This is a genomic window from Bradyrhizobium sp. CCBAU 45384 (genome assembly GCF_028128665.1).
Taxonomy (GTDB): domain Bacteria; phylum Pseudomonadota; class Alphaproteobacteria; order Rhizobiales; family Xanthobacteraceae; genus Bradyrhizobium; species Bradyrhizobium manausense.
Genome location: NZ_LBIZ01000112.1, coordinates 65,621 through 86,333, shown reverse-complemented (window position 1 = coordinate 86,333; position 20,713 = coordinate 65,621). Strand labels below are relative to the sequence as shown.

Sequence of the window (20,713 nt, the reverse complement as noted above, 5' to 3'; positions counted from 1 at the left end):
GGGCGCGATGCCGTAGGGTGGGTTAGCTCGCGGTCGCGAAGCGCGGTCCGCTAGCGTAACCCACCACTTCTGTCGCCGCAGAAACAGAAGAGGTGGGTTACGGCTTCGCCTAACCCACCCTACGCGGCCACGGCACCTGTTTACTTCGCGAGCTCCTTCGATCGCTTCGTCGCCGCCGCGATGGCGCGGATCATCAGGTCTCGCAGGCCCGGCTCGCCCATCAGCACGCTGAGTGCCGCAGCCGTGGTGCCGCCGGGCGAGGTGACGTTCTGGCGCAGCGTCGCGGAGGGAAGATCCGACTGGTGCAGCAGCTCGCCGGAGCCGGCGACCGTCTCGCGCGCGAGCTTGGTGGCCAGAGCTTCAGGCAATCCCGCATCGACGCCGGCGCGCGCAAGCTCTTCAGCGAGCAGGAACACATAGGCGGGCCCTGAGCCTGAGACGGCGGTGACCGCATCCATCAGGCCTTCATCCTCGACCCACTCGACCGAGCCGGTGGAACGCAGCAGCGCATCGGCGACCGCGCGCTGACCCGCGCTGACATTCTTCGCAGCGACCGCAACCGTAATGCCGCGGCCGATCGCGGCCGGCGTGTTCGGCATCGCGCGCACCACGGCGCCGCCGCAGACCTCTTCGAGCGAGAGAATCGTGGTTCCCGCCATGATCGAGACCACCGACGTCTTGTCCGAGACGAACGCCTTCAGCTTGGCGCCGGCCTCGCGAAACATCTGCGGCTTCACCGCGACGACCATCGTCTCGACAAAGCCCGCCGCCTTCGCATCAGGATTGAGCGCAACGCCCTGGGCGGCGAGCGCGGTGATGTCAGGCGAGAGATGCGGATCGATCACGGCGACGCGGCGCGGATCGAGCCCGCCGGCCAGCCATCCGGTCAGCATCGCGCCGCCCATCTTGCCGGCGCCGGCAAGCAGGATGGTGCCGGTGATGTTTTGGAGAGTGCTGTTTGCCATTGTGGTCACCACAAATTCGGTGTCGTCCCGGCCTAGTGCGCAATTGCGCACGGGGGCCGGGACCCATAACCACGACTGGTTCTAGTGGATGGAGAGCCGAGCAACAAGCCGCGTGCCACAAGCGAGATCACGCGGTATGGATCCCGGATCTGCGCGCGCTTGTCCGGGATGACGTGGAGAGGGAGCTGCGGCTCCCTCTCGTCTTGGAGGCCCTACGCCTCGCCGACCGTATCGAACATCGCCGCGTCCATGGCCTGGGCGGTGGTCTTGCCGGCCCACACCACGAACTGGAACGCCGGGAAGTAACGCTCGCAGGCGTGGATGGCGCCGGCGAGCATGGCTTCGCATTGCGCGGTCGAGGCGATGAGGCCGCCCGGCAGTACCAGGGCCTGGCGGTGCATGATCATGCCGGTGTTGGTCCAGAGGTCGAAATGGCCGATCCACAATTGCTCGTTGACGGCGGCAACGAGCTTCTGCACTTCGCCGCGCCGCGCGAGCGGAATCTTCATGTCGAACGCGCAGGCCAGATGCAGCGCCTCGATCTCACCCATCCAGGTGAAGGAGATCTGGTAGTCGGTCCATTGTCCCTTCGAGACAATGGTCAGCTCGTCCTCGCCGGAGCGTTCGAACGGCCAGTTGTTGCTGGCAGCGATATCCTCGACCACCGCAAGCGGGTGATTTCGGGAATCGATGGTACCTTCGAGCAGGGACATGCCGTCTCGACCTCTTGCCTTCTTGTTGTCTTTGATACGCACGCGGTTGGTCCGGCGCGCGCTCCCTCAATTTCGCTGAAGGCGATCCCTGGGAGCCACTGTTGAGATCCCGGGATCAGCGCGGGCTTGTCGCGGATCAACTGATGTGATTTGCGGAATCTGCGCAACTGGGTCGCGAGTCCGTCCACAAGCCATGACTCGTTCGTCCACAGCTCATCTCGGCCATAATTGTTAACGCTTGAGAACAAACCGGAATCGGATTCCCGAAAACCGCCAGCCGTTAATTCCACGGGGCGAGGGGGCACCGCCCTGGCGGCATGGGACCATGCGGTTTTTGGCTAGGGAACAGGCTTGCCTGCGGCCCCGGACCGGCGGCATATTTCCGCCCAGGTCGCTCAATCCCGGGCGGCCGATGTTCTCAGGGCGGGGTGAAAGTCCCCACCGGCGGTAAGGGCCGAAAGGCCTAAGCCCGCGAGCGCCTTCCCCAAGGTTTTTGCTGAAGGGAAGGGTCAGCAGATTCGGTGCAACTCCGAAGCCGACGGTTAAAGTCCGGATGAAAGAGAACGGTCGGTGGCAGACGCATCGCAAGATGCGGCTGTTTGTCGTTCCGTGTGCCCTGATTCTGGTCCCTTGAAGGAAAGCCATGAATCAGATGCTGCAAGATCCCCAGACAGACACTTCCCAGACCCAGCCGCCGGTTCCCGTGACCGAGCACCCGCGCTTCGCCAAGCCGCAGCGCGTGGCCTTCGTGCAGGCCTGCTGGCACCGCGACGTCGTCGCGGAAGCCCGCATCGCCTTCATGAAGGAAGCGGAGGCGCGCCATCTCACCCATGTCGACGTGTTCGAGGTGCCGGGCTCGTTCGAGATCCCGCTGCATGCCCAGGTCCTTGCCAAGACGCGGCGCTACACCGCGATCGTCGCCGCTGGCCTCGTCGTTGACGGTGGCATCTATCGCCACGAATTCGTCGCCGACACCGTGATCAAGGCGCTGATGGACGTGCAGCTCCGCACCGAGGTGCCGGTGTTCTCGGCCGTGCTGACGCCGCAGCAATTCCACGAGACCGAAGTGCATTACGATTTCTTCCGCAGGCACTTTGCGATCAAGGGCGTCGAGGTCGCAGCCGCCTGTGCCGAGACGTTGCTCGGCCTCGAGCGCCTGCGCGGCCAGGTCGCGGCGGGGATTGTGTGACGCGGCACAACGGGTCGCGCTTCTCATCCCGAGGAGCGCAATCCGTCACCCTGAGGTGCTCGCCTCTTCGGCGAGCCTCGAAGGGCGACGGCCCCGCTGCATCTCGCCCGTACATCCTTCGAGGCTCCCGGCACGATGCTCCGCATCGCGCCCCTCGCGCCTCAGGATGACGGATGAAACAGCTCGTCACACGTAGCCGGTTGTCAATCCTGCCGCCGTCCGCAAAGCCGGCGGCGGCAGGAGCGACCAACCGCGCTAAGCCCTCAACCCAAAGACACGCCCGCTTTCGCCCGGCTGATCCCGAGCGCCAGGATGCGATGGAGCAGATCCCCGTATTTCAGCCCGTCGTGCTGGGCCGCGGTGGCGAATTCCTGGCTCTTGGCGATTTCGGGATTGGGATTGGCTTCGATGAAATACGGCGTGCCGTCGGCGGCGAGACGGAAATCGATGCGCGCATAGCCATCGAGACCAAGCGCCCGGTAGATGCGTTTCGCGGCGCGCTGGATCCGCGCGGTGACTTCGGGCGCAAGGTCTTTCGCCGGCCCGTCGACGATGCCGAGGCGTTCCTGATAGTCGGTGTCGTGCTTGGCCTTTTCGGTGGCGATGTGGCGTGAGCTGCGCCCGCCCATGCTGCCGAATTTCAATTCCCACACCGGCAACACGCGTAGCCGATTGTTGCCGAGCACGCCGACATAGAGCTCGCGCCCCTCGATGAATTGCTCGGCGATCGCGGCGGTCTCGACCCGCTCGTGGATGAAGGCGACGCGTTCGGCGAGCTTCTCGTCGGTGTCGACGATCGAGGCCTGCGAGATGCCGAAAGAGCCGTCCATGTTGAGGGCCTTGACGATCAGCGGCAGCGCAAGATGTTTCGGGCGTTTCACCTTGCGGCGCATCGGGAAGACGGCGAAGGCGGGTGCGGCGATGCGCCGGTGATGCACCAGCGTCTTGGATAGGTCCTTGCCGCGCGCCAGGATCAGGCCGCGCGGATTGCAGCCGGTATAAGGCACCTTCATCAGTTCGAGGTAGCTGGCGATGTGCTGGTCGTAGGCGACGTTGTAGTGGAATTCCTCCAGCAGCGTGAAAACCACGTGCGGCTTGAACTCCTCGATCGCTACACGGACCGGCCTGATTTCCTCCTGCGCGCCAAGCGGACGGACCTCATGACCGGCCGCGCGCAATGTGCTGACGACGTCGTATTCCGTTTTCCAGTTGTTGATTTCCTGCGGCGTGTATCCATCGGAGGAGTCCGGCGGCATGAAATCCGGATGCATCAGCACGAGAATACGGAGTCGTCTCATAGCGCGATCCATTTGCGCCGAGACGGGCCGAACAGCGCGTGCATCGTCTTGGCGGTCACGAGGACAGTGAAATCGAGAACGAGCTTCTGTTCGGATCCCACCGCGCGCAGGTCCAGCTCGCGGCAGCGGGAGATCATGTCGTCGAGCACGGCATCGAGCGTGAGCTGGTTCTCGCCGGTCCATCGCGCGACCAACCGTCTGATCTGGGCGCGGTGCCGCCTGATCAGGCTCGAAGCAGGCTTCGAGCGATGATGCCGTGGATCGGTGGAAAACAGCCGCGAGAGGTCGCGGTCGTAGGTCTTCGGCGGCGTAAAAGCGTAGAACGCCTGCTTCTTCTTGTAGTGCTCCTCGAGCGTCTGGCTGAGCTGGCTGAGGGGATCGACGCGCTCGCGCGTCGTGATCAGCGGACGTTTTCCAGCGATCTCGCCCATCAGCTCGTCGACATATTCGAGCTTCTTCAGCGCCGGCCAGCCCTCATATCGCGTCCGCCAGTTCGAGCGCGGGCGCAGCCACACCGCAAATGTCTCGGCGAAATCCTCGTCCGGGTGGCTCTGCGCGTACCACAGCCGCAAATGCTGGACGTAGCGCCGGCTCGCCGGATTGGGCCGGTAGTAGCGCGGATAGTGCTTCGACGACGGCCCGAACAGTTGCTGCCAGCGCCGGCGCCGCTGCAATTGGAAGCCGTGCTGGATGGCATGGCCGGCCTCGTGGCGGAGGATGGCCATGCACTCGCGCCAGGTGCCGCCCTCGACGTCGAACATCATCTTCTTCTCGAGCTTCATCAGGCGCGGATGAGCGAGATAGAAAGGAATCGCGATGCCGGGCACGTCTCCCGGACTGAACCATTCGCTCGAGATCCATGTGTGCGGCCGCAGCCGGATGCCGCGCTCGTCGAGCTCTTCGTGCAGTGTGGCGACACAATCCTCGAGCCAGGTGCCTTCGACCGTAACCCTCAGGCTGGAGAGGCGCTGCTGGAGCAACTCGTCATCCGACAGTTTTTCCCAAGCGAATTTCCGGCGGGGCATCTTGTATCCAGAGCGCAGTGATGACTCGATGTCACGATGATGTCATGGGCGGCTCCCGGCAACAACCCGCGGGGGTATGCGGACCAGGGCGCGGAGGTCGTAGCGCCAGATCGTAGGGTGGGCAAAGCTTCCGCCGTAGCTCGAAGAGCGAAGGTGGAAGTGTGCCCACCAAAAACAAAAGGTGGGCACGGCGCTTTGCGCCTTTGCCCACCCTACGAGACCTTCCGGATCGGGGAAAAATCAGTCGAACAGGCTCGAGACGGACTCTTCCGCGGCGGTGCGCGCGATCGCGTCGGAGATCAGGCTGGCGATCGGCAGCGTGCGGATGTTCGGCGCCTTGGTCACCGCTTCCGTCGCCAGGATCGAGTCGGTGATGACGAGCTCTTTCAGCTTCGAGCCGGCGATGCGGGCGGCCGCGCCGCCGGAGAGCACGCCGTGGGTGATGTAGGCGTAGACCTCCTTGGCGCCCTTGGCGATCAGCGCATCGGCTGCGTTCACCAGCGTGCCGCCGGAATCGACGATGTCGTCGACCAGGATGCAGCTGTAGCCGGAGACGTCGCCGATCACGTTCATGACTTCGGACTCACCCGGGCGTTCACGGCGTTTGTCGACGATCGCGAGCGGGGTGTTGATGCGCTTGGCGAGTCCGCGGGCGCGGGCCACGCCGCCGACATCAGGCGAGACCACCATCACCTTGCCGAGGTCGAAACGTTCGCGGATGTCGCGCACCATCACGGGGGCGGCGAACAAATTGTCGGTCGGGATATCGAAGAAGCCCTGGATCTGGCCGGCATGCAGGTCGAGCGTCATGACGCGGTCGACGCCGGCATGGGTGATCAGATTGGCGACGAGCTTGGCCGAGATCGGCGTGCGCGAGCCGGAGCGGCGGTCCTGCCTGGCATAGCCGAAATAGGGGATCACTGCGGTGATGCGGCGCGCCGAGGAGCGGCGCAGCGCGTCGGTGATGATCAAGAGCTCCATCAGATTGTCGTTCGCCGGAAACGAGGTCGACTGGATGATGAAGGCATCCGAGCCGCGGATGTTCTCCTGGACCTCGACGAAGATCTCCATGTCGGCGAAGCGCCGGACCACCGCCTTGGTCAGCGGCACGTCGAGGCCCTGCGCGATGGCTTGGGCGAGGGCCGGATTGGAGTTGCCGGCGACAAGCTTGATGGAGCCGTTCTTGGCCGACATGGACGCTTCCTCCCGCGCTTTGCTGGATACGACGTTCAACATCAGAGAATACCCACTGGCAGCACGGTTACGACGGGCGAGGAAATATCAGGCGAGAGGCCGCAATGGCAACCCGGGATGCTACGTTTTCCCTCCGAAATCCTGAGTCGGGCCAACGGTTTGGCCAATAGTTGGGCCTGTGGTTTCGCGGTGGTTATTGCTGGGCGTAGCCGAGCGCCGTGGCCGGCGCCGGAGCCCCAGGCGTCACGCTTGCTATCGCGGGGCCGCGCAGGCCCGGAACCGAGCCAGGGGCATCCGGCGTCCCGTTGATCATATTGGAAAGTCCGCTGAATCCGGCCTGGGCGATCTTCCGCAGCACGAGGTCGTCCGCGGCAGTCCAGGGATCCTTGCCGCCCTTGGCCGCGGTCGGTTCCTCGCCGGAGAGACGCAGCGCCCGCTGCTGGTTGGCGTCGTAGACGTCCCAGACCCAGGCGATCACGGTCTTGCCGCGCACGATTTGGGCGGAGAGGTAGCTGCGCACGCGATAGGCAGCCGTCCCTTCGCGGGAAACAACGGACAGGTTGCGCAGCTTCGATTCGCTGTCGAGCACGCCGACCATGCGATCGAACACCTGCGGCGGCGGCCCGTCGATGGATTCGAAGGCCACCGTCGCCCCGGAGCCGGCGCTCGGTGTTGCCATCGCATAGGAATTGGCGGGCGCGTTGCCACCGGCACAGCCGGCCAGCGCGGTCGCTGCTGCCAGCAGCATGGCCGCCAGCACGCGCGAGCCGGCACGGCGCAAGTTGGATGACGCTTCCCTCATTGAGGGCAGCGATATCGTTAAAATCGATTAAGGTCTAGGGCGGGCGCGAAACATCCCACTGTCATTCCGGGGCGATGCGCAGCATCGAACCCGGAATCTCGAGATTCCGGGTTCGGCTCTTCGAGCCGCCCCGGAATGACACGGGGTTTTTGTTGTGTTCACCCTTCCAGCGCGATCGCGTGAATGTGCCGGCCGTAATCCGGCTCCTTGCGGTGCACCGAGCGGCGATAGCTGAAGAAGCGTTCGTCGGCGTAGGTGTCGAGACCCAGGTCGTCGATCATCAGGATGCCGGCACCTTCGAGCCGCTTGCGGATGAAGCCGGCGAGATCGAACATCGCATGGCCCTCGCGTACAGATGGAATAAAGAACATCGCATTCTCCGCATCCGCCTCGATGAAGCGGGCGACGAACTCGTTGCCGACCTCGTAGCTCTCCTGTCGGATCAAGGGCCCGATCGCGGCGATGATGCCGCCGCGCGTGGCACCCAGCTTCTCCATCGCTGCAACAGTGGATTCCAGCACGCCGGTCAGTGCACCCTTCCAGCCGGCATGAGCGCCGCCGATGACGCGCGCGTTGGGATCGACGAACAGCACCGGGCCGCAATCGGCGGTGGAGACGCCGAGTGCGATGCCCGGGGTTTTGGTGACCAGCGCATCGCCCTTCGGCCGCGGCCCGCTCGGCCAGGGTGCGTCGGCGACGAGCACGTCGGGCGAATGGATCTGATGCAGGCTGATGAAGCGGTCGGCCGCGACGCCGACATGCTCGGCCATGCGGCGGCGGTTCTCGGCGACAAGGGCCTGATCGTCGTTGGAGCCGAGCCCGCCATTGAGCGCGGAATAGATGCCGCTGGAGACGCCGCCCTCGCGCGTGAAGAAGGAATGGCGCAGGCCGGGCACCGCCGACAGCAGTGACGAAGTCAGGGTCATCAATTGCCTCCGGCCTGTTCGAGATCGCTGAGGCCGGCAAGGCCCGTCAATCTTGGTTCGGAGATGCCGAGCACCTTGAACATCGAGCCCATGCCGCCGCGCCCGGTATCGGTCAGCCGCTTCAGCGCCACGGAAATGTCGGTCGCAACTTCAGGCGTCGCCTTCTGCATCAGCGCGGCCGCGCGGGTGTCGATGCCGACCCGTTTGAGGAAGTCGCTCTGCGTCACCGGCCCGTGCACGCGCGCGCCGACGTCCTCGGCTGCCCGCGCCAGCGCCTGGAAGTCGACATGGGCGGTGACGTCGGCCTGGCCAGGCGCCTTCAAGGGATCGGTGAAGGTGTGGCGGGCGATGGCCTGGAAGGTGTCGCCGGCATCGCTGCGCAAATGGCCGTAATCGATGATCAGCGCGGCGCCGTCCTGGTCGCGCACGCGAGAGGCAAGCTTCATGATCTCCGTATCGGGCCGCCATTCGAACACCGCGCCGACCGGCGCCGCCCGCACCAAAGGCGGCAGCAGCACGTCGAAGCGGGGCGTCGGCTCGGATGCCGCGCCGAACTGGAGCTTGCCGTTGGGGTCGATCTCGATCACGCGCTCATGCCAGCCGTCCTCGCGCTTCATCATCTGGTGGATCGGCAGCACGTCGAAATATTCGTTGGCGAGGATGACGCTGGGACCATCAGGCACGTCGTCGATGCTGTCGTGCCAGGTGATGCTGTTGCGCACGCCCGACAACGTCGCCTGTTGTCGCTCGCGCAGCACCGGATTGACCTCGACCAGATGAATGCTGAGCCCCTGATAGAGCGGCGGCAGCACGCGCAGCGCGCGCAGCGCGTCCGCCATCATGGTGCCGCGGCCGGGGCCGAGTTCGATCAGCCGCAGGAATGGCGGCGAGCCCATCTGCTTCCAGACCGAGGCGGTCCACAACCCCAGGAGCTCGCCGAACATCTGGCTGACTTCGGGCGAGGTGGTGAAGTCGCCCTCGCGCCCGAGGGGATCGCGCGAGACGTAATAGCCGTAGCGCGGATGCATCAGGCACGTCTCCATGTATCGCCAGACCGGCATGGGGCCTGAGGATTTGATCAGTGCCTTGATCTCGTTGAGCAGTGCCTGTTCGGTCACGAGCTGTTGTCTCGAAATGAATTAACGAATGGAGGTGGCGGGCTTGGGCGCACCGCGCCGGACAGCCATTACAATAAGTATGCTGCCGACGATAAGCATCGGGATCGACAACAGCATGCCCATGGTTAACCCGCCCCAGAGGAATCCGAGCTGGACGTCCGGCTCGCGGAAATGCTCGCCGATGATCCGGGTCAGGCCGTAGATCAGGATGAAGCTGCCGAGGATCATGCCCGGGCGCTTCAGCGCGCCGAGGCGGATCATGATCGCGAGCACGGTGAACAGCAGGATGCCCTCCATGCCGGCTTCGTAGAGCTGGCTCGGATGGCGTGGCAGGTGCGAGGGATCGTTGGGGAAGATCATCGCCCAGGGCAGGTTCGCATCGGCGGCGCGCCCCCATAATTCGCCGTTGATGAAATTGGCGATCCGGCCGAGCAGCAGCCCGATCGGGGCAACCGCGGTGGTGATGTCGCCAAGCGACAGGATCGAGATGCCATTGCGATAGGCAAACCACATCACCGCGACGACGCAGCCGAGGAAGCCGCCATGGAACGACATGCCGCCCTCCCACAGCCGGAAGATCGCGGCGGGATGATCGATGAAGAAGGGCAGGTTGTAGAACAGCACGTAGCCGGTGCGGCCGCCCAGGATGATGCCGAGCGTAACCCAGAGGATGAAGTCGTCGATCTGCAGCAGCGACATCGGCGCAGGGCCGCCCCACAGCCGCTCGTTCTTCAGCAGAGAGCGCGCATAGAGCCAGCCGATGACGATGCCGCCGATATAGGCCAGCGCATACCAGCGGATCGCGAACGGCCCGATCTCGAGGGCGATCGGGTTGAATTTGGGGAAGTCGATCAGCAGGAAAAGCATCAGGCCTTCTAGATTTAAACGAGATTACGGCGATAGAGCGCCAGCAGCCGCTCCCAATGCCGTTCGGCAGCGTCGCGGTCATAGACCGGGCGCTTGGGGAAGGCGAAGCCGTGATGGGTGCCGGGATAGATCTCGACCTCGGCCTTCGCGCCCTTCATGCCCTGCTTGACCTGCTCGATGATCTCGGTCGGCGCGTAGATGTCGGTCTCGGCGCAGGCGAAATAGAGCTCGGCCTTGGTCTTGCCGGCCGCCAGATGCGGGCTGTCGGCCTGGTCGGTCGCAAGCTGCGTGCCGTAGACCGAGGCGGCGGCCTTGACGCTTTCAGGGAAATGCGTGGCGGCGTTCACGGCGTAGCGGCCGCTCATGCAGTAGCCGACGGTGCCGACGATTTTGGTGTTCGCGGCCGTCTGGCCTTCGGCGTAAGTGAGCAGCGCACGCGTGTCGTCCATGATCAGGGGAATGGTCAACGAGCTCATCAGCGCAAACATGCGCTTGCGCTCCGGTGCGTTCGGATCGGCCGGCAGCGCGCCGAGCTCCATCACGCCGGAGCGGTAATAGAGGTTCGGCAGCATCACGTAATAGCCCGAGGTCGCAAGGCGCCGCGCCATGTCGCGCAGCTCTTCGCGGATCGCCGGCGCGTCCATGTAGAACAGGATGACCGGGAACGGTCCACCGCGCTCGGGATGGACGATGAAGGTCGCGGTGTGGCCGTCCTTGGTGGGAATAGCGATCTGCTGCTCGATCATGTCGTTCCGCCTTGTGATTCCCTGACATGCAGGGACGTTGAATACGATTGCAAGGAAACCGGGGCATGACAAGGATACCGCGGCGCGGCCCTTGAACCCGTCACCGCAGATTGCCATTGTCTTTTGGTGCGTTCGCGCAAAGTTTATCGGGGCCGCCAACCGATCAGGAGACCGACATGACCCAGACCACCAACCGGTTTTTCGACGAGATCGGCCGCATGATGAACGATGCCGCCGGTGCGGCCCAGGGCGTCAAGCGCGAGTTCGACACTGTCATGCGCAACCAGGCCGAAAAATTCCTGCGCGACATGGACCTGGTCAAGCGCGAGGAGTTCGAAGCGGTCAAGGACATGGCCCGCCTGGCCCGCGAGGAGAACGAAGCCCTGAAGGCGCGCATCGCGGCGCTGGAGGCCAAGCTCGGCGGGTAGCGCCGCTTGCCGTCATTCCGGGGCGATGCGCGTCGCATCGAACCCGGAATCTCGAGATTCCGGGTTCGGTCGCTGCCGCGACCGCCCCGGAATGACGGCAGATTCGGGTGAGCCCGCCCGCCCATTCTCCTTGTCATTTCCGCATCTTCCGGGTAAAAGCCCGCCACGTTCACGGCCCCCGCACCCCTGGAGGCTTGCTGTGGACCATGCCATGGGCCGCGCTGCGGCCCATTAACTTTTGCAAAAACAAGGACTTAGACTATGGCGACGACCGTCAAGGAATTGAAGGCGACCGCACGTCCGAAGAGCGGCAAGGGGGCCGCCCGGGCTGAGCGTCGCGCCGGGCGCGTGCCCGGAGTGATCTATGGCAACAACCAGCCCCCGCTGACGATCTCGATTGCAGATCGTGAACTGCGCCAGCGCATCCTCGCCGGCCGGTTCCTGACCACGCTGGTCGACATCGAGCTCGAGGGCAAGAAGCACCGCGTGATTCCGCGCGACTACCACCTCGATCCGGTCAAGGACTTCCCGATCCATGTCGACTTCATGCGGCTCGGCGAAGGCGCCACCATCCGCATCAGCGTGCCCCTGCACATCGTGAAGGCGGAAACCTCCCCGGGCGTGAAGCGCGGCGGCACCGTCAACATTGTCGCCCACGCCATCGATCTCGAGTGCTCGGTCGAGAACATCCCGCAGTTCCTCGAGGCCGACGTCGGCACGCTCGAAATCGGCTACTCGCTGCATTTGTCGGACATCAAGCTTCCGGCCGGCGTGAAGGCGCTGACCCGCGAGGACGCGACCCTCGTCACCATCGTGCCGCCGTCCGGCTACGCCGAAGAGCAGAAGGCCGCGGCTGCGGCGGCTGCTGGTGGCGCGGCTCCGGCTGCGGGCGCTGCTGCTCCGGCGGCTGGCGCGGCTCCGGCTGCGGGTGCTGCTGCTCCGGCTGCTGCTGCCAAGGCTCCGGCCGGCGGCGACAAGAAGAAGTAATCCTTCAGACGAGCTGGTGCGCGGTCTTCGATCGCGTGCCGGCTGAGGGGCGCGCCGCGTCATGCGACTCTTTGTTGGGCTCGGCAATCCCGGCGCGAAATTCGCACGTAACCGGCACAATATCGGCTTCATGGCCGTCGACGAGATTGCGCGGCGTCATGGTTTTTCACCATGGCGCCGTCGTTTTCAGGGCGAGACGTCGGAAGGCACGCTCGGACCTGAGCGCGTCATCCTGCTCAAGCCCACGACCTACATGAACGAGTCCGGCCGCAGCGTTCAGGAAGCGGCGAGCTTCTTCAAGATCGCGCCTGCTGATACCACGGTGTTTCACGACGAGCTCGAACTGCCGCCGGGCAAGGTGCGGGTGAAGATCGGCGGCGGCATCGCCGGCCACAACGGCCTGCGCTCGATCTCGGCGCATATCGGCAACGAGTATCGCCGTGTCAGGCTCGGCATCGGTCATCCCGGCGTCAAGGAGCTGGTGCACGGCCACGTGCTGTCGGACTTCGCCAAGGCCGACAATGAGTGGGTGACGACGCTCTGCGAGGCGGTGGCCGAGCACGCCGCACTGATCGCCAAGGGCACTGACGCGACCTTCGCCAACCGGGTGCATCTGGCGATGCAGGCGAAGGGATTTTTGACCAAGGACGAGAACGGCAAGGAATAGACCACCTTCTCCGTCATGCCCGGGCTTGTCCCGGGCATCCACGTTCTTGGTGCAGCAAGTCAAAGTCGTGGATGGCCGGGTCAAGCCCGGCCATGACGAATACGGATAGAGGACGACTATGGGATTCAAATGCGGAATCGTCGGATTGCCCAATGTCGGCAAGTCGACCTTGTTCAACGCGCTGACCGAGACGGCCGCGGCGCAAGCTGCGAACTATCCGTTCTGCACCATCGAGCCTAATGTCGGCGAGGTCGCCGTGCCGGATCCGCGGCTCGACAAGCTGGCGGCGATCGCCAAGTCGGGCCAGATCATTCCGACCCGGCTGACCTTCGTCGATATCGCGGGCCTCGTGCGCGGCGCGTCCAAGGGTGAAGGCCTCGGCAACCAGTTCCTCGCCAATATCCGCGAGGTCGACGCCATCGTGCATGTCGTGCGCTGCTTCGAGGATTCCGACATCACCCATGTCGAGGGCAAGATCGCACCGCTTGCCGATATCGAGACCATCGAGACCGAGCTGATGCTCGCCGACCTCGACAGCCTCGAGAAGCGCGTCGACAATCTGACCAAGAAAGCCAAGGGCAACGACAAGGACGCCAAGGAGCAGCTCGACCTCGTCAACCGCACGCTGGTGCTGCTGCGCGAGGGCAAGCCCGCGCGCCTCGTCGAGCGCAAGGCCGAAGAGGAGCGGGCGTTCTCGATGCTCGGCCTCTTGTCGTCAAAGCCGGTCCTCTATGTCTGCAACGTCGAGGAAGGCTCGGCGGCCACCGGCAACGCCTTCTCCAAGGCGGTCGAGGAGCAGGCCGCCAAGGAGGGCGCGGTTGCCGTCGTCATCTCGGCAAAGATCGAATCCGAGATCGCGACGATCTCGCGTGAGGAGCGTGCAGACTTCCTGGAGACGCTGGGTCTCGAAGAAGCAGGTCTGGATCGTCTGATCCGCGCCGGCTACAAGCTGCTCGAGCTCATCACCTATTTCACGGTGGGCCCGAAGGAAGCACGCGCCTGGACCATCCATCGCGGCACCAAGGCGCCGGGCGCGGCCGGCGTGATCCACACCGATTTCGAAAAGGGCTTCATCCGCGCCGAGACGATTGCCTATGACGACTACGTCGCGCTCGGCGGCGAAGCCGGCGCCCGCGATGCCGGCAAGCTTCGCCTCGAAGGCAAGGAATACGTCGTCGCCGACGGCGACGTGATGCATTTCAGGTTTAATACGTAAGGGCTCGCTGTCATTCCGGGGCGCGCCTCTTGGCGCGAGCTATGGTGCGCAATTGCGCACCTGAGAATCCATTTCACGATCCACTCTGACGCTCGATGGATTCCGGGTTCGCGCTACGCGCGCCCCGGAATGACGAACCTCGCTGCACCGCGCCGCGCTGATGACGCGCAGAGCCCGCGTCCGTGCCTATTCGTCGTCGCGGAACTGCCTGACGACCGCCGCGGGGTTTCCGGCGACGACCACGCGGGGTGGGACGTCCTCGCGCACCACCGCTCCGGCGCCCACGACCGAGTGGTCGCCGATCGTCACTCCCTTGAGCACGATCGAGCGCGCGCCCACCCAGACATTGTCCCCGATGTGCACCGGCGCGACGGCCCGAGCAACCGCAGGCTCGTGCCGAAGCCGCGGGGGAAGGTTGTGAAAGTCCGTGTCGACGATGTCGCAGTCGCTGATCAGGCAGGACGACCCGATATCGACCTTCTGCGCGCAGCCGATCCAGCAGCCATTGAGCAAGGTGTCCTTGCCGACCGTCACCTGGCCATGGCCGGTGATGAGCACGCGCTTGCCGATCCGGCAGTTCGCACCGATCGACACCCGGACGCCCCGACCGAGCACCAGCCGCCCCTTGAACACGATCCCGGGTCCGAGCTGGAGCCGGCGCCCGTACCGCACCGTCAGCCAGGCGCGCAGACAGGCGAAGAACAGGAGCGCACCGGCCCGCAGCACCGGGTTCTCGATCTTGCCCACCAATCCGCTCCTGACCCTTGTGGCGTCCCGCGCCTTTCATGCGGTGCCGAGCCTGTCATCCGCGCGTAAATACGCGGTGAAGAACGAGGTCCCGCCTCATCGGTGCAGCAGGGTGGGCAAAGCGACTTGTCCGCCGTAGCTCGAAGGGCGAAGGCGGAAGCGTGCCCACCGCCTCTCTCAATCGCGGAATGCTGGTGGGCACGGCGCGTTGCGCCTTTGCCCACCCTACGGCAGCTGCGCCCGCCTCATCGCATCCCGCCGCCCTGATCCCTGATGGCGCCGAGATGCTCGTTGATGCGGAACACGATCAGGATCAGTTCCGCGGCGATGCGCGAGAACACCACGCCGACGACCACGCCTGCGATCGATTCCAGCACGACCAGGAAACCGGCGAACGGGCTGATCGCCATCGCGGTGAGACCGGCGAAGATTCCGGAGAGTCCGAACAGGCAGATCACGCCGATCACCAGCCAGTAGAAGGTCTTGATGATCGTCGGCGTGATGAAGCGGTCCCACTGAAACAGATCGCTGAATGAAAACATCTCTCTCCCCCGGGCAAATCGCGCTCCCGGCCGTGCCGTCAGGACAATGAGGCGAGCCGACTCGCCGAATGTAGCACGAGCCATGCGGGCCGGCGGGTTGAGATTGCCGCAAAGTGCGGCCACAATCTGTCCTTCCCGCAAAGCTTTTCCAAGATGACCCTGACCTTCGAAGATTTCCCGCCAGGCCGCTATGGAACGTTCGGCCCGCGCCATGTCACCCGCGACGAGATTTTGGCGTTTGCCGCCGAGTTCGATCCGCAGCCGATGCATCTGGATGAAGAGGCCGCCAGCAAAAGCATGCTGCGCGGCCTGTCGGGCTCGGGCTGGCATCTCTGCTCCTTGATGATGCGGATGATGGCCGACGGTTTCATCACCCGCGCCGCCTCGCTCGGGTCTCCGGGGGTCGACGAGGTGCGTTGGCTCTCGCCGCTCAGGCCGGGTGACGATCTCACGCTCGACGTCGATGTCGTTGAAGCGCGCACCTCGAAGAGCCGGCCGAACCTCGGCATCGTCAAGTTCAAATGCACCGCGCGTAACGCCAAAGGCGAAGCGCTGTGCGAGATGACCTCGCCGATCCTGATCGAGCGACGCGCGGCAGCGGCCTGATGCGGTTCTTCGAACAGATCGAGATCGGGCAGCGCCGCGAACTCGGCAGCTACAGCTTCACCGCCGAATCCATCAAGGCTTTCGCCGCCAAGTTCGATCCGCAGCGCTTTCACCTCGACGAGGAGGAAGGCAAGAATTCGCTGTTCGGCGGGCTTGCTGCATCCGGCTGGCATGTCGGCTCGGCCTGCATGAGCTTGGTGGTCGCCGACGGCCAACGTCTGGCGCGTGAGGCAGCTTCACGCGGCGAGGAGGTTGCCGTCTGGGGGCCGTCGCCGGGCTTTCGCGATCTGCGCTGGATCAGGCCGGTGCTCGCCGGCGATATCATCTCTTACGCCAGCGTCGTCATCGACAAGCGAAGCTCCGCCTCGCGTCCCGGCTGGGGCATCCTGACCGCCCGCACCACCGGCACCAACCAGCGCGGCGAGGAGGTCTATTCCATCACCGCCAGCGCCTTCGTGCCGATGCGGAAAAGCGCTTAGACCAGTTCCAGGATGAACAGCCAAAACAGCGCGCGAGTGTTGCCCGCGCGCTATGGACGCGTTTCAGGGTGACTGCCATAAGCCTCCCGAGATGGCCCGGGAGCCTGCGAAGCAGCAACCGGAACCATCGAGTTGCTAACCAATTATGAACCTGTCGCTGTCTATTTGAACGAACTGGGCAGAGGACAGGGAACGAGAACGATGGCAGACCGCGGCGCACTGAAATTGGTCGGATTTATCTTCGCTACCGCGACGCTGGCCGTGATGCTGGTGGCCGGCATGGTGGTGAAGGGCTACGCCGACGGCGCCTACACCCTGGAAGCCTCGACGGTCGACGCAAGCCGTTAAGAGACTGTTTACGTTCCGGGCAAGCGGCCTCCGGCCTCAGCGGCTATAGACGAACGCCAAAATTGCGATCGCAACCGCCAGTAGCCCGACAAAGCGCAGCATGATGGTCCCGAACTGGCTCGGCGCGGGCCGCAGCGGTATCGGGTCCGTGGTATCGGGCCGAATGCTTTCCATCTGAGATGTCCCCGAGGCCCGGCCGTCAGCGGCACGGGTGCTTGGCATTGGTCGCCGGGAGTAGGCGGTGGGTTCAAACCGGCGCATTCGCCGCCTTCGCGGCCACACCCAGCGCTGTCATGCCCCGCGAAGGCGGGGCATCCAGTACGCCGCGGCGCCTCGGCTCAACCAAAAGCGTCTCTGGAATACTGGATCACCCGCCTTCGCGGGTGATGACACCTGTCTTGGAGAGACAGCGTGAGCCCCTCACGTGCCAAAATCAAAACCGCCGCGTTCCTTTCGGAACGCGGCGGCTGGTGATGCTTCGTCCGTCCGATCAGCTATTGCGCAGGCCGTCGGCGGCGCGCTTCCACTGGGCGACGTTGTCGGCGATCATGCGGGTCGACTTCATCGCGGCCTGGCTGAGTTGGGCGTAGCCCGAGATCTCGCGCTGGACGCGCTGGCCTTCGGCATGAAGCAGGTCGCGCAGGCTCTCGAGCTCGGAGATCAGATTCTCGATCTCGGCGAGCGAGGTGCCGGCGACGCGCTGGATCAGCGAGTTGACGTTGGTCACGGTGGCTTCCGCGCTCGGATCGAGCGGCGGCGAGTCCGTGGTTGCGGCGGCGGCCGGCCGGCGCAGATAGGCGATGTCGTTGCGGACGAAATCGCGGATACCGGCCTCGACTTCGGTCACGGCGGCGAGATCGCTGTCGACCGTCTCGGTCTCGGTGGTCTCGGTCTTTTCCGGACGCATGGCGTTCATCGTTATTCCCCTGTTCGCGTTGAGCGCAGCGCGAGTGTCCCCCGCACGACGATGTGTGTCAGGCCGATGCATCTGTGCGCCGGATTTTGACCGCAACAGGGCCGAGATGCGGCAAGGGCGGACCATTCGGGGGCTTTGCCGTGGCGTACGGTTAGGGAAGTCTGAACAAGGCTCACCAGCTCTTCTTGAAGCCGGCCGTCACGCTCTTGTTGATCGCGCCTTGAGAGGTTTCGCCGACCGAGCCGGAGACGGTAACGTTGTCGAACAGCTTCTGCTCGGCGCCGACCTTGCGCAGCCATTTGTCGTCGGTGGTCGACAGGGTCTGCCCCGCCGAGATGCTGGTGCCGGTGTCGGTGATCGTGACCTTGGCGGACTGGTCGGTCTCGTAATTGCGGCTGACGTGGCCGCCGACGCCGGGCAGCGCCGTGGTGCCCTGCTGGTTGACGCTGTAGCCGTTCTGCAGCGTCAGCGAGGTGTCGCCCGACAGCGGCATTGATTTGGTCAGCGACGCCCCGAGCTTGCTCTGTTCGCTGCCTGGATCGACGCGGGCTTCGACCGCAGTCTTGTCCCAGATCGCGCCTGCGCCCGGCGCGGTCGCGGCGGCCCAGGCGCTGCCGGAGGATTGCGGCAGGTTGCCGCCATTTTCGGCCTTCAGCGCCAGCAGCTCCGACATCGTGGTCGGCTCTTTCGTCACCGTCATGTCGGCGCCGATGCGGGTGTCCCAGAACGGGGACACCGACTGCTTGACCTTCACGCCCGAGGAGCCGTTGGCATTGGCGCTGGACGACCAGTCCATCCCGTCCTTGGCGGCGGCTTGCGCGCGCTTCTTGGCGGCGACGAGGTCGTCGAGCGTACCCGCGTCGATGGCGAGCTGGCTCCAGTCGAGCTTGTCGACGTCGATGCCTTTGAGCACGTCGGGGGCGTTGACGCTGGGGGCCTCGGCGACCTCGGCCTCGTCGTCGTCAGCCGTGGTCGCGGCGGGAGGCGGGGAGAAGGGCGGAATGATCTGCGCTGCAGCCGTCAGCACCGAACCCAAAATGAACGCGGCCGCCAGCGGCAGCCTGGTCCAGCCGAAACCTGTCGTGAATTCCATTGCCTTGCCCGCGAGCCCAGTTCGCGCGGAAAATGCGGAACTATCGTTGCGAAATTGTGGCGCCCAAAATGACGAACCAACGGGCCGCGCGCAAATGGCGCGCCCGGTGACGAGCATCTCCATGACGGCGTCCGGCGGGGCTGGAGGCCAGGACGAATCATGGGAGCATCAATCGACCGGTCCCGAACTCTCGGAGCCCGTTGGTGTCCCGTCAGCCGACGCTGGTCATCTTTGGCAGATGAATGGAGCGGCCGAGTGCCTGTTCGACCAGATCGAAAGTGTCGACCAGCACACGCAGGCTGATCAGCCTATCGGCCCTGAACTGCGCGAACTGCGCCACGCGCAGGCTGATCGGCTTGTCGGAATCCAGCGCCGTCAGCGAGTAGCGCAGCATCGAGGAGGCGGAATCGATGCCCAGCATGATGCTCTCGCGCTCGAAGCGGCGGACGCGGAAATTGTCGGCGAGCTGGCGGATGACCCGGAGCACGGCCGCCTTGCCCTGGCGCGCGCCCAGGAACGGAAACATGTCGATCGGGCCGTAGATCGCCCATTCGACGTCGTCGTCGATCAGGGCCTCGACATCCTCGAAATGCCGGTCGTTGATCGCACGGTGCAACGCGCGCGAGAAACGCCAGAGGCTGTGCTCTGTCATTTGGGGCGTCCTGCAATTGAAGCGTAAAAACGGAAAACAACCCCATGCACAGTAAGGTGCCGAGGGCTGCTGAATTCATTTGTATGCGAACAAATACGGGATTTCTGGAAAAACTCAAATCACGTTTTTGCAAGGCACAAGTGAGCGCAAAGTGTGAGATTTACAACAGGACCCCGTAATCTTACCGGGTCCGCGAAGCGGGGGAGGTTCAACGGGCCGTTGGAGATGCGCGAGTGCCCGCGCGGCACAACCAGGGTCGTCCTGGCCTTCGCCAGGACGACCCCGGGGAGACACCTGCTCCGCCTCCACTCCCGCCCCCACGATCAACGGCCCGACGTCTCTCACCATGTGGCGAGCACGGGAACTCGGCCGGCTCGCCGTCGTTGAGACGCTGGCACCGCAGGAGACATCGATGAAATCCCCGCTTCTCACCGTCACCGTCGCGCTTCTCATGCTCGGCGCAATCTCCGCCGCCAACGCCAAGGGCTGCATCAAGGGCGCCATCGTCGGCGGCGTTGCCGGCCATTATGCCGGCCATCACGGCATGCTCGGCGCCGCCGCCGGCTGCCTCTACGGCCGCCATCGCGCCAACGAGCAGGACAGGCAGCAGCAACAACAGAGCCAGGCGAACGGGCAGGGCAAGCTGTAGTCTACTTCGTCATTCCGGGGCGCGGCGAAGCCGCGAGCCCGGAATCCATCATGCGGCAGTTCCGATAGTTGAATGGGGCGTGAGTCACCTCACATCCCGGCCCTCACCCTGTGGCTAAGGTCATCCCCATGTCATCAGGGAGACGTGCCATGGCCGCTATCGCCACCGCGAGAAAGTCCCGCCCGCGCAACGCGCTCGAAGGCCTTGCGCTGACCGCGCTGCTGCAGAGCTTTCCGACCTTCGCGGCGGCCGCGCTGCTGCTCAAGCTGTGCGGCAACCACGACCTCGTCGGCGACCCCGGCGTCGCCATCTTTGTCGCAATCGCCTCGCTGCTTCACGCGATGCTGGCCGTGACGCTCGGCCCGAACGTCCCGGCGCTGTTCAAGACGCTCTACGAACCGGCATTCTTCGATGGCAGTCTGTCGCTTTCCGACAAGATCACGGAATGGCGCACCCACCCGGTCGCCTCGCTGCAACTGGTCGCGATCGTGCTGCTGCTGTCGGTGATGGCTGTGGTGACGGCGAGTGTGGGGTGAGGGC

At 64.7% G+C, this 20,713-nt stretch carries 26 protein-coding genes and 1 riboswitch; of the genes, 10 read left to right on the top strand and 16 right to left on the bottom strand.

All coding sequences use genetic code 11. From position 1 onward, the window contains the following. Positions 1-140 precede the first annotated feature (140 nt). Positions 141-965, bottom strand: coding sequence for a pyrroline-5-carboxylate reductase (gene proC, locus XH80_RS23840; protein WP_271600653.1), 825 nt, complete (start codon positions 963-965; stop codon positions 141-143). A 212-nt stretch (positions 966-1,177) separates the two neighbouring features. Next, complete coding sequence (locus XH80_RS23835) at positions 1,178-1,678, bottom strand: YbjN domain-containing protein (protein ID WP_057741605.1); 501 nt, start codon at positions 1,676-1,678, stop codon at positions 1,178-1,180. A 410-nt stretch (positions 1,679-2,088) separates the two neighbouring features. Continuing rightward, a riboswitch (FMN riboswitch) is annotated at positions 2,089-2,247 on the top strand. Between the two features lie 74 nt (positions 2,248-2,321). On the opposite strand from XH80_RS23835, the gene XH80_RS23830 reads away from it, so the two are divergent. Further along, complete coding sequence (locus tag XH80_RS23830; RefSeq protein ID WP_271600652.1) at positions 2,322-2,867, top strand: 6,7-dimethyl-8-ribityllumazine synthase; 546 nt, start codon at positions 2,322-2,324, stop codon at positions 2,865-2,867. 263 nt (positions 2,868-3,130) lie between these two features. Here XH80_RS23830 and XH80_RS23825 read toward each other — a convergent pair whose 3' ends face one another. From XH80_RS23825 to XH80_RS23790, 8 genes are all read right to left on the bottom strand, one after another. Then, positions 3,131-4,165 (bottom strand): D-alanine--D-alanine ligase family protein, encoded by a 1,035-nt coding sequence (locus XH80_RS23825; protein WP_271600651.1) that lies wholly within the window; start codon positions 4,163-4,165, stop codon positions 3,131-3,133. Beyond that, positions 4,162-5,190 carry a putative zinc-binding metallopeptidase gene (locus XH80_RS23820; protein WP_057741601.1) on the bottom strand — a complete coding sequence of 343 codons (1,029 nt, stop codon included), beginning with the start codon at positions 5,188-5,190 and terminating at the stop codon, positions 4,162-4,164. Before XH80_RS23820 ends, XH80_RS23825 begins: the two co-directional genes overlap by 4 nt. Positions 5,191-5,430: 240 nt before the next feature. After that, positions 5,431-6,384, bottom strand: coding sequence for a ribose-phosphate pyrophosphokinase (locus XH80_RS23815; protein ID WP_057741970.1), 954 nt, complete (start codon positions 6,382-6,384; stop codon positions 5,431-5,433). A gap of 193 nt (positions 6,385-6,577) precedes the next feature. Then, positions 6,578-7,186, bottom strand: a complete 609-nt coding sequence (locus tag XH80_RS23810) for a hypothetical protein (RefSeq protein ID WP_271600650.1) — start codon at positions 7,184-7,186, stop codon at positions 6,578-6,580. A 158-nt stretch (positions 7,187-7,344) separates the two neighbouring features. After that, on the bottom strand, positions 7,345-8,112 hold the full coding sequence (gene pgeF, locus XH80_RS23805; protein ID WP_271600649.1) for a peptidoglycan editing factor PgeF: 768 nt from the start codon (positions 8,110-8,112) through the stop codon (positions 7,345-7,347). Then, complete coding sequence (locus XH80_RS23800) at positions 8,112-9,230, bottom strand: class I SAM-dependent methyltransferase (protein ID WP_271600648.1); 1,119 nt, start codon at positions 9,228-9,230, stop codon at positions 8,112-8,114. Before XH80_RS23800 ends, pgeF begins: the two co-directional genes overlap by 1 nt. A gap of 21 nt (positions 9,231-9,251) precedes the next feature. Beyond that, positions 9,252-10,097 (bottom strand): prolipoprotein diacylglyceryl transferase, encoded by an 846-nt coding sequence (lgt, locus tag XH80_RS23795; protein ID WP_271600647.1) that lies wholly within the window; start codon positions 10,095-10,097, stop codon positions 9,252-9,254. A 14-nt stretch (positions 10,098-10,111) separates the two neighbouring features. Beyond that, positions 10,112-10,843, bottom strand: coding sequence for a dienelactone hydrolase family protein (locus XH80_RS23790; protein WP_057741587.1), 732 nt, complete (start codon positions 10,841-10,843; stop codon positions 10,112-10,114). Between the two features lie 176 nt (positions 10,844-11,019). On the opposite strand from XH80_RS23790, the gene XH80_RS23785 reads away from it, so the two are divergent. The 4 genes from XH80_RS23785 to ychF all read left to right on the top strand — a co-directional run bounded on the left by XH80_RS23785 (position 11,020) and on the right by ychF (position 14,141). Beyond that, positions 11,020-11,271 carry an accessory factor UbiK family protein gene (locus tag XH80_RS23785; RefSeq protein WP_057741966.1) on the top strand — a complete coding sequence of 84 codons (252 nt, stop codon included), beginning with the start codon at positions 11,020-11,022 and terminating at the stop codon, positions 11,269-11,271. 261 nt (positions 11,272-11,532) lie between these two features. Then, the gene (locus XH80_RS23780; protein WP_271600646.1) at positions 11,533-12,258 is read left to right on the top strand and encodes a 50S ribosomal protein L25/general stress protein Ctc; all 726 of its coding nucleotides are present in this window, start codon (positions 11,533-11,535) and stop codon (positions 12,256-12,258) included. Positions 12,259-12,319: 61 nt separating this feature from the next. Continuing rightward, a complete protein-coding gene (gene pth / locus XH80_RS23775) occupies positions 12,320-12,925 on the top strand; it encodes an aminoacyl-tRNA hydrolase (RefSeq protein WP_271600645.1) in 606 nt (201 codons plus the stop codon). Between the two features lie 118 nt (positions 12,926-13,043). Then, positions 13,044-14,141, top strand: coding sequence for a redox-regulated ATPase YchF (gene ychF / locus XH80_RS23770; protein ID WP_057741581.1), 1,098 nt, complete (start codon positions 13,044-13,046; stop codon positions 14,139-14,141). A gap of 186 nt (positions 14,142-14,327) precedes the next feature. Here ychF and XH80_RS23765 read toward each other — a convergent pair whose 3' ends face one another. Then, entirely contained in the window at positions 14,328-14,888 is a 561-nt protein-coding gene (locus tag XH80_RS23765) for an acyltransferase (RefSeq protein ID WP_271600644.1), read from the bottom strand. 245 nt (positions 14,889-15,133) lie between these two features. Further along, entirely contained in the window at positions 15,134-15,430 is a 297-nt protein-coding gene (locus tag XH80_RS23760; RefSeq protein WP_092230128.1) for a DUF4282 domain-containing protein, read from the bottom strand. A 153-nt stretch (positions 15,431-15,583) separates the two neighbouring features. Between XH80_RS23760 and XH80_RS23755 the strand changes: the two genes are divergently transcribed. The 3 genes from XH80_RS23755 to XH80_RS23745 all read left to right on the top strand — a co-directional run bounded on the left by XH80_RS23755 (position 15,584) and on the right by XH80_RS23745 (position 16,863). Then, positions 15,584-16,036, top strand: a complete 453-nt coding sequence (locus tag XH80_RS23755; RefSeq protein WP_271600643.1) for a MaoC family dehydratase — start codon at positions 15,584-15,586, stop codon at positions 16,034-16,036. Continuing rightward, on the top strand, positions 16,036-16,515 hold the full coding sequence (locus XH80_RS23750; RefSeq protein WP_057741575.1) for a MaoC family dehydratase: 480 nt from the start codon (positions 16,036-16,038) through the stop codon (positions 16,513-16,515). The genes XH80_RS23755 and XH80_RS23750 overlap by 1 nt, the downstream gene beginning before the upstream one ends. A gap of 201 nt (positions 16,516-16,716) precedes the next feature. After that, complete coding sequence (locus tag XH80_RS23745; RefSeq protein ID WP_164938884.1) at positions 16,717-16,863, top strand: hypothetical protein; 147 nt, start codon at positions 16,717-16,719, stop codon at positions 16,861-16,863. A gap of 36 nt (positions 16,864-16,899) precedes the next feature. On the opposite strand, the gene XH80_RS23740 is transcribed toward XH80_RS23745, so the two are convergent. From XH80_RS23740 to XH80_RS23725, 4 genes are all read right to left on the bottom strand, one after another. Beyond that, the gene (locus XH80_RS23740) at positions 16,900-17,037 is read right to left on the bottom strand and encodes a hypothetical protein (protein WP_164933651.1); all 138 of its coding nucleotides are present in this window, start codon (positions 17,035-17,037) and stop codon (positions 16,900-16,902) included. Positions 17,038-17,353: 316 nt separating this feature from the next. Then, entirely contained in the window at positions 17,354-17,779 is a 426-nt protein-coding gene (locus XH80_RS23735) for a hypothetical protein (RefSeq protein ID WP_271600642.1), read from the bottom strand. 172 nt (positions 17,780-17,951) lie between these two features. Further along, on the bottom strand, positions 17,952-18,872 hold the full coding sequence (locus tag XH80_RS23730; RefSeq protein WP_271600641.1) for a hypothetical protein: 921 nt from the start codon (positions 18,870-18,872) through the stop codon (positions 17,952-17,954). Between the two features lie 211 nt (positions 18,873-19,083). Further along, entirely contained in the window at positions 19,084-19,524 is a 441-nt protein-coding gene (locus XH80_RS23725; RefSeq protein ID WP_271600640.1) for a nuclear transport factor 2 family protein, read from the bottom strand. Positions 19,525-19,936: 412 nt separating this feature from the next. Here XH80_RS23725 and XH80_RS23720 point away from each other — a divergent pair, with 412 nt between their 5' ends. Together XH80_RS23720 and XH80_RS23715 are read left to right on the top strand one after the other, a co-directional pair. Then, the gene (locus XH80_RS23720; RefSeq protein ID WP_271600639.1) at positions 19,937-20,173 is read left to right on the top strand and encodes a hypothetical protein; all 237 of its coding nucleotides are present in this window, start codon (positions 19,937-19,939) and stop codon (positions 20,171-20,173) included. A 149-nt stretch (positions 20,174-20,322) separates the two neighbouring features. Beyond that, positions 20,323-20,709, top strand: a complete 387-nt coding sequence (locus tag XH80_RS23715; RefSeq protein ID WP_271600638.1) for a hypothetical protein — start codon at positions 20,323-20,325, stop codon at positions 20,707-20,709. Positions 20,710-20,713 lie beyond the last annotated feature (4 nt).

What these genes read in the sequence shown, in the direction of transcription:
- XH80_RS23810 (WP_271600650.1), bottom strand. Translation starts at nt 7,186, where the DNA reads ATGAGGGAAGCGTCATCCAACTTGCGCCGTGCCGGCTCGCGCGTGCTG.
- ychF (WP_057741581.1), top strand. Translation starts at nt 13,044, where the DNA reads ATGGGATTCAAATGCGGAATCGTCGGATTGCCCAATGTCGGCAAGTCG.
- XH80_RS23835 (WP_057741605.1), bottom strand. Translation starts at nt 1,678, where the DNA reads ATGTCCCTGCTCGAAGGTACCATCGATTCCCGAAATCACCCGCTTGCG.
- XH80_RS23815 (WP_057741970.1), bottom strand. Translation starts at nt 6,384, where the DNA reads ATGTCGGCCAAGAACGGCTCCATCAAGCTTGTCGCCGGCAACTCCAAT.
- proC (WP_271600653.1), bottom strand. Translation starts at nt 965, where the DNA reads ATGGCAAACAGCACTCTCCAAAACATCACCGGCACCATCCTGCTTGCC.
- XH80_RS23740 (WP_164933651.1), bottom strand. Translation starts at nt 17,037, where the DNA reads ATGGAAAGCATTCGGCCCGATACCACGGACCCGATACCGCTGCGGCCC.
- XH80_RS23825 (WP_271600651.1), bottom strand. Translation starts at nt 4,165, where the DNA reads ATGAGACGACTCCGTATTCTCGTGCTGATGCATCCGGATTTCATGCCG.
- lgt (WP_271600647.1), bottom strand. Translation starts at nt 10,097, where the DNA reads ATGCTTTTCCTGCTGATCGACTTCCCCAAATTCAACCCGATCGCCCTC.
- pth (WP_271600645.1), top strand. Translation starts at nt 12,320, where the DNA reads ATGCGACTCTTTGTTGGGCTCGGCAATCCCGGCGCGAAATTCGCACGT.
- XH80_RS23755 (WP_271600643.1), top strand. Translation starts at nt 15,584, where the DNA reads ATGACCCTGACCTTCGAAGATTTCCCGCCAGGCCGCTATGGAACGTTC.
- XH80_RS23820 (WP_057741601.1), bottom strand. Translation starts at nt 5,190, where the DNA reads ATGCCCCGCCGGAAATTCGCTTGGGAAAAACTGTCGGATGACGAGTTG.
- XH80_RS23715 (WP_271600638.1), top strand. Translation starts at nt 20,323, where the DNA reads ATGGCCGCTATCGCCACCGCGAGAAAGTCCCGCCCGCGCAACGCGCTC.
- XH80_RS23780 (WP_271600646.1), top strand. Translation starts at nt 11,533, where the DNA reads ATGGCGACGACCGTCAAGGAATTGAAGGCGACCGCACGTCCGAAGAGC.
- XH80_RS23735 (WP_271600642.1), bottom strand. Translation starts at nt 17,779, where the DNA reads ATGAACGCCATGCGTCCGGAAAAGACCGAGACCACCGAGACCGAGACG.
- XH80_RS23830 (WP_271600652.1), top strand. Translation starts at nt 2,322, where the DNA reads ATGAATCAGATGCTGCAAGATCCCCAGACAGACACTTCCCAGACCCAG.
- XH80_RS23790 (WP_057741587.1), bottom strand. Translation starts at nt 10,843, where the DNA reads ATGATCGAGCAGCAGATCGCTATTCCCACCAAGGACGGCCACACCGCG.
- XH80_RS23720 (WP_271600639.1), top strand. Translation starts at nt 19,937, where the DNA reads ATGAAATCCCCGCTTCTCACCGTCACCGTCGCGCTTCTCATGCTCGGC.
- pgeF (WP_271600649.1), bottom strand. Translation starts at nt 8,112, where the DNA reads ATGACCCTGACTTCGTCACTGCTGTCGGCGGTGCCCGGCCTGCGCCAT.
- XH80_RS23760 (WP_092230128.1), bottom strand. Translation starts at nt 15,430, where the DNA reads ATGTTTTCATTCAGCGATCTGTTTCAGTGGGACCGCTTCATCACGCCG.
- XH80_RS23785 (WP_057741966.1), top strand. Translation starts at nt 11,020, where the DNA reads ATGACCCAGACCACCAACCGGTTTTTCGACGAGATCGGCCGCATGATG.
- XH80_RS23730 (WP_271600641.1), bottom strand. Translation starts at nt 18,872, where the DNA reads ATGGAATTCACGACAGGTTTCGGCTGGACCAGGCTGCCGCTGGCGGCC.
- XH80_RS23725 (WP_271600640.1), bottom strand. Translation starts at nt 19,524, where the DNA reads ATGACAGAGCACAGCCTCTGGCGTTTCTCGCGCGCGTTGCACCGTGCG.
- XH80_RS23745 (WP_164938884.1), top strand. Translation starts at nt 16,717, where the DNA reads ATGGCAGACCGCGGCGCACTGAAATTGGTCGGATTTATCTTCGCTACC.
- XH80_RS23750 (WP_057741575.1), top strand. Translation starts at nt 16,036, where the DNA reads ATGCGGTTCTTCGAACAGATCGAGATCGGGCAGCGCCGCGAACTCGGC.